Genomic DNA, 8377 nt, shown 5'->3' on the forward strand with positions numbered 1-8377 from the left:
CGCGATGAACCTAAAAAAAGCCCAATTCAGAGAACTGGGCTTTCTTAGATCAACTTTGTTAAATAACGTTTCCGTTACTTCACATCCATCTCAATTATTTAATATCAATATGCTCAAAGCCTTTGATAAGGTCATCAAGTGCTTTCATCTGCTTCAAGAACGGCTCTAGTTTGTCTAGAGGTAGCGCAGATGGGCCATCACAACGAGCTTGGTCTGGGTTTGGGTGAGCTTCAATGAACAGACCCGCAATACCCGTAGCAAGACCCGCTTTAGCAAGTTCAACCGTTTGCTCACGACGACCGCCAGATGCAGCACCTGATGGGTCACGCATTTGTAGAGAGTGCGTCACGTCGAAGATGATTGGGCTACCGTTTGAAGACTTCTTCATTACGCCAAAGCCAAGCATATCCACAACAAGGTTATCGTAACCCATGCAAGCGCCACGCTCACAAAGGATGATGTTGTCATTACCGCACTCAGCGAACTTATCAACGATGTTGCCAACTTGATTCGGGCTCATGAACTGAGGCTTCTTCACGTTGATTACTGCGCCAGTCTTAGCCATTGCTTCAACAAGATCAGTTTGACGAGCTAGGAATGCAGGTAGTTGGATTACATCAACCACATCCGCAACAGGCTGAGCTTGAGCTTCTGTGTGGATATCAGTAATGATCTTCACGCCGAAAGTATCTTTCAGCTCTTGGAAGATTTTGAGACCTTCTTCCATTCCTGGACCACGGTATGAATGAACTGAGCTGCGGTTCGCTTTATCAAAAGACGCCTTAAATACGTAAGGGATGCCCAGCTTCTCGGTTACTTTTACATAGTGCTCACAGATCTGCATAGCAAGATCGCGAGATTCAAGAACGTTCATGCCTGCAAATAGCGTAAATGGCTTGTCGTTAGCAATTGGCATATCGCCAATATGAACTGTTTTCTGTTCCATCATATTCTCTCTAAATAATTATTAATTAGTGAACGACCACTGTCTTTTCGTTCATGACGTTCACTTGAGATTTCAGTAACTCAGATGCCGGGTCATCTGGGCATTGGTCGATAAAGTATTGATAATCGGTTGCGGCTACTTGGTGACAGTCTAGCTGCTGATAGATAAAACCGCGGTCACGGATTTCATATGGGTCATCAGGTACAAACGTCAAAGCAAGGTCAGTACACTTCAATGCAAGTGTATAACGCTCTTCTCGCAGCAGTGCACTCTTGAGCAGGGCTAACCACTTACCAATAATTGTTGGGTGGTCGGCGACTTCTAAGTGCTCAGGTTTCACCTTAGCTAATGGGCCATCATGTCCAATTAACCATGCTCGCAAGGTTTGTTCGCCAACGTACTCACCGTTATAAGGGTTAATGTAGGCCGCAGCTTGCCCGTACCAGCTTACTTTAAGTAAGAATTGAGTCGGGAAAGAGACGCCCTCTACAGGAAAGCCTAGCTTGCGACCTAGAAAAAGAAAGATCGCCCCCAGACTCACTGGAATGCCTTTCTTTCTCTCAAGCACTTTATCAATGAATGCGTTTTCTGAAGAGAAGTACGCGTCCTTATCGCCAGCAAAACCCCACTCGTAGAAGAATAGTCGAATAAACGACTCAAACTTCTGCTGTTCGTCGGTTTCATGAACCAAAGCAAACTCAGCTTCTTTAAACAATCTTGCCAGCTCTTGCTCAGCCCAACTGTCTTGAGTTTCTGGGTTAATCGCTTTATTTAAGATCAATGCACCTTCAGCTAATTCTAGCTGGTCAAAGTCTTCATCAAAAAATTCGTACATAGATAGTTAACCGAAAATAAGGAGATAATTAACCGAAAAATGTTGGCGTCTTGGTCATTGCGATTTTGCCTGCCATTGCTAACCAGCCAAGTGCACCGAAGAAAGAGAAAACTCTCAATAGCTTGTTCTTACCTAGTTTAAGTGCAAAGAAGCCCAATGCAATGTAAGCCATAACACAGGTTAGTTTTTCAGTTAACCATGGTGCTGCAGGTGTAAATGGAATAAAGCCAGTGATAAAAATCAAACCAATACCCGATAGCAGTAGCAACGAGTCATTGATATGAGGAAAACGCTGCAAGAAAGGATGCTTAAGCTTTGGAGAGTTAGCCATCATAAGAGCGAAACGAACCGAAAGAAGTAGCGCGCTTATCGCAATCGTTAATAGGTGAAAATGTTTTAAACCTTCGTACATGGTATTCCTTTATATTTTTATATGTGCTTCATTAACACGAGCCACACAATACCCGTTAATGCTCTGTATTTCTGCGTTAAATGCATCATCGGGTGAAATGTATTGTCGAGTTAAAGGTATCAATTTAGCAAGTTCATCATCTATTGCTCACAAGACGATTAACCGCAGCCGATGGACAGTCACTATCTATGAACAGTAACGACCCAATGTCACTCGGTCATTACCACCGTAATCTTTCTCTGTGACAACATCGAGATAACCAAGCGCCTGCATTATCTCACGCACTGCCAAACCTTGGTCGTAACCGTGCTCAAACGCTAACCAGCCTTCGTTTTCTAAAAAGCCGCGTGCGTTTTCAGAAATGTATCGAATATCAGCAAGCCCTTTATCTTCAGCAACTAGTGCTGTGATCGGCTCAAAACGAACATCGCCTTGAGACAAATGAGGATCATTCTTCTCAATGTATGGCGGGTTAGAGACAATCAGAGAGAACTTCACAGTTTCTTCAGAGCTCAAAGGCTCAAACCAACTGCCATGTAAAAACGTAGCGTTGGTGATGTTTAAGCGCTTCGCATTTTCTGTCGCAAGCTGCTGCGCTTCAGGGCGAAGATCAATACCCGTTACCTGTCGGTTCGGCATCTCTGACGCCAATGCTAACGCGATAGCACCTGTACCTGTCCCTAAATCTAGAATCGCACCTTGCTTGCCGTACGTTTTATCCAAAGCCACCTCAACCAAACGCTCAGTATCTGGGCGCGGAATTAAGGTAGAAGGAGAAACTTTTAACGGCAGTGACCAAAACTCACGCTCACCGATAATATAAGCCACAGGCTCACCAGTTAAGCGACGTTTTAGAAGGGCATTGAATTCAGACTCTTGCTCTGAGGTGAGATGCTTCTCAGGCCAAGTCAGTAGGTAAGATCTTGGTTTATCTAAGGCGTGACAAAGCAGTACCGCGGCATCAATAGAGGGTGATGTGTTATCACCCTCTTGAAGCTTTACGATTGCTGCTTTTAAAGCACTTTCAACCGTATATGCTGACTGCATACAGGTTAGTTGTTCTCTGCAAGTGCAGCAAGCTGATCGGCTTGGTGCTCTTGAAGTACAGGATCAAGCAAGCTTTGCATGTCACCTTCAAGCACTTCGTTAAGACGGTAGATAGTAAGGTTGATACGGTGATCCGAAACACGACCTTGTGGGTAGTTGTACGTACGAATACGGTCACTACGGTCACCAGAACCTAATAGGTTACGACGTGTATCAGAAACCGCTGCCGCGCGGCGCTCTTCTTCTGCTTGAACAATACGAGCAGCAAGAACAGCCATCGCTTTCGCTTTGTTTTTATGCTGAGAACGCTCGTCCTGACACTCTACTACTGTACCCGTTGGTAAGTGAGTAATACGGATTGCTGAATCCGTGGTGTTAACGTGCTGACCACCCGCGCCTGATGCACGGAAAGTATCAATTTTAAGATCGCCTGCTTTGATTTCAGGCAGATCAGCTTCTGGGATCTCAGGCATAACGGCAACTGTACATGCAGACGTGTGAACACGGCCTTGAGATTCAGTTTCAGGTACACGTTGTACACGGTGACCGCCCGACTCAAACTTCATGGTGCCGTAAACAGCATCGCCGCTTACCTTAGCGATCATCTCTTTGTAGCCGCCTTGTTCAGAAGCATTGCTGCTCATGATTTCAACGCGCCAACCTTTCTTCTCAGCAAATTTAGAGTACATACGGAACAGGTTGCCCGCGAAGATACCCGCTTCATCACCACCCGCGCCTGCACGGATTTCAAGGAAACAGTTGCGCTCATCGTTTGGATCTTTTGGAATCAGAAGAATCTGTAGCTCATCAGTCAAACGTTCAATCGCCGCTTTTGCGTCTTTGATTTCGTCTTGAGCCATTTCACGCATTTCAGCGTCATCTTCGTTCGCCATCTCTTCAGCAGCTTCTAAATCTTCTTGAGCTTGCTGGTATGACTGGAAGCAAGCCGTTACTTCTTCTAGTTGAGAGTACTCTTTAGAAAGTGCACGGAATTTGTCTTGATTCCCGATTACATCTGGATCACCAAGTAGATGTTGAACTTCTTCATAGCGTTCAACAAGTGTTTCAAGCTTTACTAGAATCGAGGCTTTCATAATGTCTTATTCTGTTGGAGGTCTAATATTATTGAGGGTTTTCTAAGCCCAAACTCTGTCTAATGACCATTAATTTTGCAGGTTCTCCTTGCTCTGCTGCACTTTGAAGTGCGCGCGTTGGAGCATGGATCAATTTGTTTGTGAGCTTATTACTTAGCTCAAGTAAGACTTTCTCAGGGTCACCGCCAGCGGCAAGTGATTGTAAACTCTTACTTAATAATTCCTCTCGGATTTCATTGGCCGATTTACGGTAGTCACGAATACTGTCTACTGCTTGCAGTGAACGCATCCAACTCATGAATGCCGCACTTTCTTCGCTAACTATTGCTTCCGCTTGAATCGCTTCCACTTTGCGTTGTTCAATGTTGCCATCAACAATCGACTGCAGATCATCCACTGAATAAAGGTAGGCGTCGTTTAATTCGCCGACCTGAGATTCCACATCACGCGGAACCGCAATATCAACCAATAACATAGGTTGATGTTTTCTCGTCTTCAGTGCGGTCTCTACCATACCCTTACCTATAATAGGTAACGGACTGGCGGTTGAGCTGATCACGATATCCGCTCGATGCAGATGATCAGGGATCTCATTTAGGCTGATCACTTCAGCACCAAACTCTTCAGCCAGCCCTAAAGCACGTTCACGAGTTCGGTTAGCCACTATCATCTTGGTACAGCCATTTGCTGAAAGATGCTTAGCCACCAACTCAATCGTTTCACCCGCCCCCACCAATAACACGGTTGAATCGGCAATCGATTCAAATATGTGCTTGGCTAACGTACAAGCTGCGTAAGCAACCGAAACCGCGCTTCCGCCGATCTCCGTTTCAGTTCGAACACGCTTCGCGACAGAGAATGATTTCTGGAACAGTTTTTCCATTGAAGCATCAACAGATTTGTTCTCTCGCGAGTCTGTATAAGCTTGCTTCACCTGACCTAAGATCTGTGGCTCGCCCAATACTAAAGAGTCCAAACCACAAGCTACACGCATTAAATGTTTAATCGCAGCCTGCTCTTCATGGATATAAAGGCTTGGTTTTAGCTCTTCAGGGCTAACTTGATGGAAAACTGACAACCAATCGATCAACTTGTTTTTTGCCACGCCTTTGACGTCACAATACACTTCAGTTCGATTACAGGTAGAAAGTATGACACTTCCATTTACGTGTGCATTTGCGTTAAGTTGCTTGAGTGCCTCAGATAATTTATCTGGACCAAAAGCGACTTTTTCTCGCAATTCAACCGACGCTGTATTGTGATTGATACCTACGGCAAGCAAAGACATGTATCAGAAGTTCTCGATCAGGGAATGGAAACAAGGGGCGAATTTTACTTGATGCATGGCTCTATTTAAAGAGCAAGCGGGATTTGTTTTCCTGACTTCGTGAATTCAATGCTATAGTTGAAGCGTTTTTTAGATAAATTTGAACAAGTTGTGAGCAAATATGAGCAAGCTTCTCAAAATCACGTCTCTTATTTTTATGGCCATAATTATGGTGGGTTGCTCGTCTATCCCAGAACAACCAACCAGCGTCGAGTGGCAAAGTCACCAAGATCGGCTTTTACAGATAGAAAACTATCAAGCGTCAGGCAAGCTCGCTTACATTTCCCCAGAGCAACGCCAAAGCCTCAATTTCATTTGGAAGCACTCTCCAAATAAAAGTCAATTAAGGCTTACGACGTTTCTCGGTCAAACCGCGTTGAACCTAACCATTGCTCCATCAGGTGCAAAAGTCGTGACCTATGATGACCAAGTATTTACTCATGCGAGTGCTTCAATCTTGGTTGAGCAGCTGACAGGCTTACAGATCCCCATTGATCATCTACCACAATGGTTCCTTGGCATTCCAGACCAAGCCGATTCCTATCAACTCAGCAGCACCAACACGCTTGAATCTCTGTCCAAACAAGTCAGCAGTCAATTATGGACACTGAATTTTGCTAACTATCGCAATACAGAGATGCCGAGTAAGCAACTATCGGATGAAGACAACGCAAAAGTAGAGACAATCCCACTCCCTACTCGATTGTCATTCAAGCAAAACGAGAACAAAATCAACATTGTAGTTTCGAAGTGGACACTGAAAAAATGATAACAACGCCAACCCATTGGCCCTCTCCGGCTAAACTGAATTTATTTCTCTATATCACTGGTCGACGTGACAATGGCTATCACGAACTTCAAACCTTATTTCAGTTTGTCGATTTTGGTGATGAACTGACGGTCACTGCAAATAAAAAAACAAGTGCGATCACAATAACCCCTGCAATTCCGGGCGTTGCTACGGAAGACAACCTTATTTGGAAAGCGGCTACTGCCCTTCAACAATACACATCGACCTCTTTCGGTGCGGATATTGAACTCAAGAAAGTACTGCCTATGGGTGGTGGTATTGGTGGAGGCTCTTCAAACGCAGCAACCGTATTGGTCGCCCTGAATTATTTATGGCAACTCGATCTTTCAGATGATCAGCTCGCCGAAATCGGTTTAAAGCTTGGAGCAGATGTCCCGGTATTTGTTCGTGGTCATGCTGCCTTTGCTGAAGGCGTTGGCGAACAGCTACAACCCGCTAATCCGAATGAAAAATGGTATCTTGTGGTTAAACCTCAAGTGAGCATAGCAACTGTAGACATATTCACGCATTCAGAATTAACTCGAAACACGCCAAAGCGAGCGCTATCAACGCTTCTAGAGCAAGAATACGTAAACGATTGCGAAAAAATTGTGCGAATGCTGTACCCAGAGGTTGATAAGCAACTTTCATGGCTGCTACAATACGCGCCGTCGAGATTGACTGGCACAGGTTCGTGCGTTTTTGCTGAATTTAACAGCGAAAAAGAAGCCGAATTGGTGCGAGAACAACTGCCTGACACAGTTTCCGCTTTCATAGCGAAAGGAAGAAACATTTCTCCTTTAAAAGAAACTCTGGCTGAATACCAATCAGCCCACCCACAATCTATTTAAAACTGGACGCAACCCGAGGTTTCCACCGTGCCTGATATGAAGCTATTTGCTGGTAACGCAACACCTGAACTAGCCCAACGTATTGCTGATCGTCTATACATCTCTCTTGGCGATGCTACTGTAGACCGTTTTTCTGATGGCGAAGTCGCTGTTCAAATCAATGAAAACGTTCGTGGTAGCGATGTATTCCTGATTCAATCAACTTGTGCACCAACCAATGACAACCTTATGGAATTGGTGGTAATGATTGACGCAATGCGCCGTGCTTCTGCTGGCCGTATTACTGCTGTAATCCCTTACTTCGGTTATGCCCGTCAAGATCGTCGTGTACGTTCTGCTCGTGTGCCAATTACTGCAAAAGTTGTTGCAGATTTCCTTTCTAACGTTGGCGTTGACCGCGTTCTTACTATCGACCTACACGCAGAGCAAATCCAAGGCTTCTTCGATGTACCAGTTGATAACATCTTCGGTACTCCAGTTCTTCTAGAAGACATGGCTAACCGTGGCCTAGAAAACCCAGTTGTGGTTTCTCCAGACCTTGGTGGTGTTGTACGTGCTCGTGCAACGGCTAAAGCGCTAGGTGATGTTGACATCGCTATCGTTGATAAGCGTCGTCCACGTGCTAACGTTTCTGAAGTAATGAACCTAATCGGTGATGTTGAAGGCCGTGACTGTGTTATCGTTGATGACATGATCGATACAGGTGGCACACTATGTAAAGCAGCTGAAGCGCTTAAAGAGCGCGGTGCTAAGCGTGTATTCGCTTACGCAACTCACGCTGTTTTCTCTGGTACTGCTGCGAACAACATCAAGAACTCTGTTCTAGACCAAGTTATCGTAACGGATTCAATCTCTCTATCTCCAGAGATGGCTGCGACTGGTAAAGTGACAACACTTAGCCTTTCTCGCATGCTTGCTGAAGCGATTCGTCGTATCAGCAATGAAGAATCAATCTCAGCGATGTTCAACTAATCAGAGCTAAATAGCTTTGCTTTAGAAACACACGAGAGAAAAACATTAAGCACTTCATTCAATGAAGTGCTTTTTTTATGTCTGTGTCCCGTCCTGAAATGTG

Annotated in this window: 9 protein-coding genes; 3 read left to right on the plus strand and 6 right to left on the minus strand. The window is 44.9% G+C overall.

From position 1 onward, the window contains the following. Positions 1–94: 94 nt before the first annotated feature. The 6 genes from kdsA to hemA form a co-directional block, all read right to left on the minus strand. On the minus strand, positions 95–949 hold the full coding sequence (gene kdsA, locus AB4482_RS22765) for a 3-deoxy-8-phosphooctulonate synthase (protein WP_017069619.1): 855 nt from the start codon (positions 947–949) through the stop codon (positions 95–97). A 22-nt stretch (positions 950–971) separates the two neighbouring features. Next, a complete protein-coding gene (locus tag AB4482_RS22770) occupies positions 972–1781 on the minus strand; it encodes a SirB1 family protein (RefSeq protein WP_017069620.1) in 810 nt (269 codons plus the stop codon). Positions 1782–1809: 28 nt separating this feature from the next. After that, positions 1810–2193, minus strand: a complete 384-nt coding sequence (locus AB4482_RS22775) for a SirB2 family protein (RefSeq protein ID WP_102431678.1) — start codon at positions 2191–2193, stop codon at positions 1810–1812. A gap of 186 nt (positions 2194–2379) precedes the next feature. After that, on the minus strand, positions 2380–3240 hold the full coding sequence (prmC, locus tag AB4482_RS22780) for a peptide chain release factor N(5)-glutamine methyltransferase (RefSeq protein WP_372181783.1): 861 nt from the start codon (positions 3238–3240) through the stop codon (positions 2380–2382). Positions 3241–3245: 5 nt separating this feature from the next. Continuing rightward, positions 3246–4334, minus strand: a complete 1089-nt coding sequence (prfA, locus tag AB4482_RS22785; protein ID WP_019821589.1) for a peptide chain release factor 1 — start codon at positions 4332–4334, stop codon at positions 3246–3248. A gap of 28 nt (positions 4335–4362) precedes the next feature. Continuing rightward, positions 4363–5622, minus strand: coding sequence for a glutamyl-tRNA reductase (gene hemA / locus AB4482_RS22790; RefSeq protein WP_048659779.1), 1260 nt, complete (start codon positions 5620–5622; stop codon positions 4363–4365). Between the two features lie 160 nt (positions 5623–5782). On the opposite strand from hemA, the gene lolB reads away from it, so the two are divergent. From lolB to AB4482_RS22805, 3 genes are read left to right on the plus strand one after another with little or no spacing between them, the layout of a single operon-like run. Continuing rightward, on the plus strand, positions 5783–6430 hold the full coding sequence (gene lolB / locus AB4482_RS22795; protein ID WP_372181785.1) for a lipoprotein insertase outer membrane protein LolB: 648 nt from the start codon (positions 5783–5785) through the stop codon (positions 6428–6430). Further along, positions 6427–7302 carry a 4-(cytidine 5'-diphospho)-2-C-methyl-D-erythritol kinase gene (gene ispE / locus AB4482_RS22800; RefSeq protein WP_372181786.1) on the plus strand — a complete coding sequence of 292 codons (876 nt, stop codon included), beginning with the start codon at positions 6427–6429 and terminating at the stop codon, positions 7300–7302. Before lolB ends, ispE begins: the two co-directional genes overlap by 4 nt. Before the next feature lie 27 nt (positions 7303–7329). Continuing rightward, positions 7330–8274: a ribose-phosphate pyrophosphokinase gene (locus AB4482_RS22805; protein WP_004739814.1), complete on the plus strand. Its 945-nt coding sequence runs from the start codon at positions 7330–7332 to the stop codon at positions 8272–8274. The last annotated feature ends 103 nt before the right edge of the window (positions 8275–8377 follow it).

This window comes from Vibrio sp. 10N.222.55.C7 (genome assembly GCF_041473335.1).
GTDB lineage: Bacteria > Pseudomonadota > Gammaproteobacteria > Enterobacterales > Vibrionaceae > Vibrio > Vibrio crassostreae_C.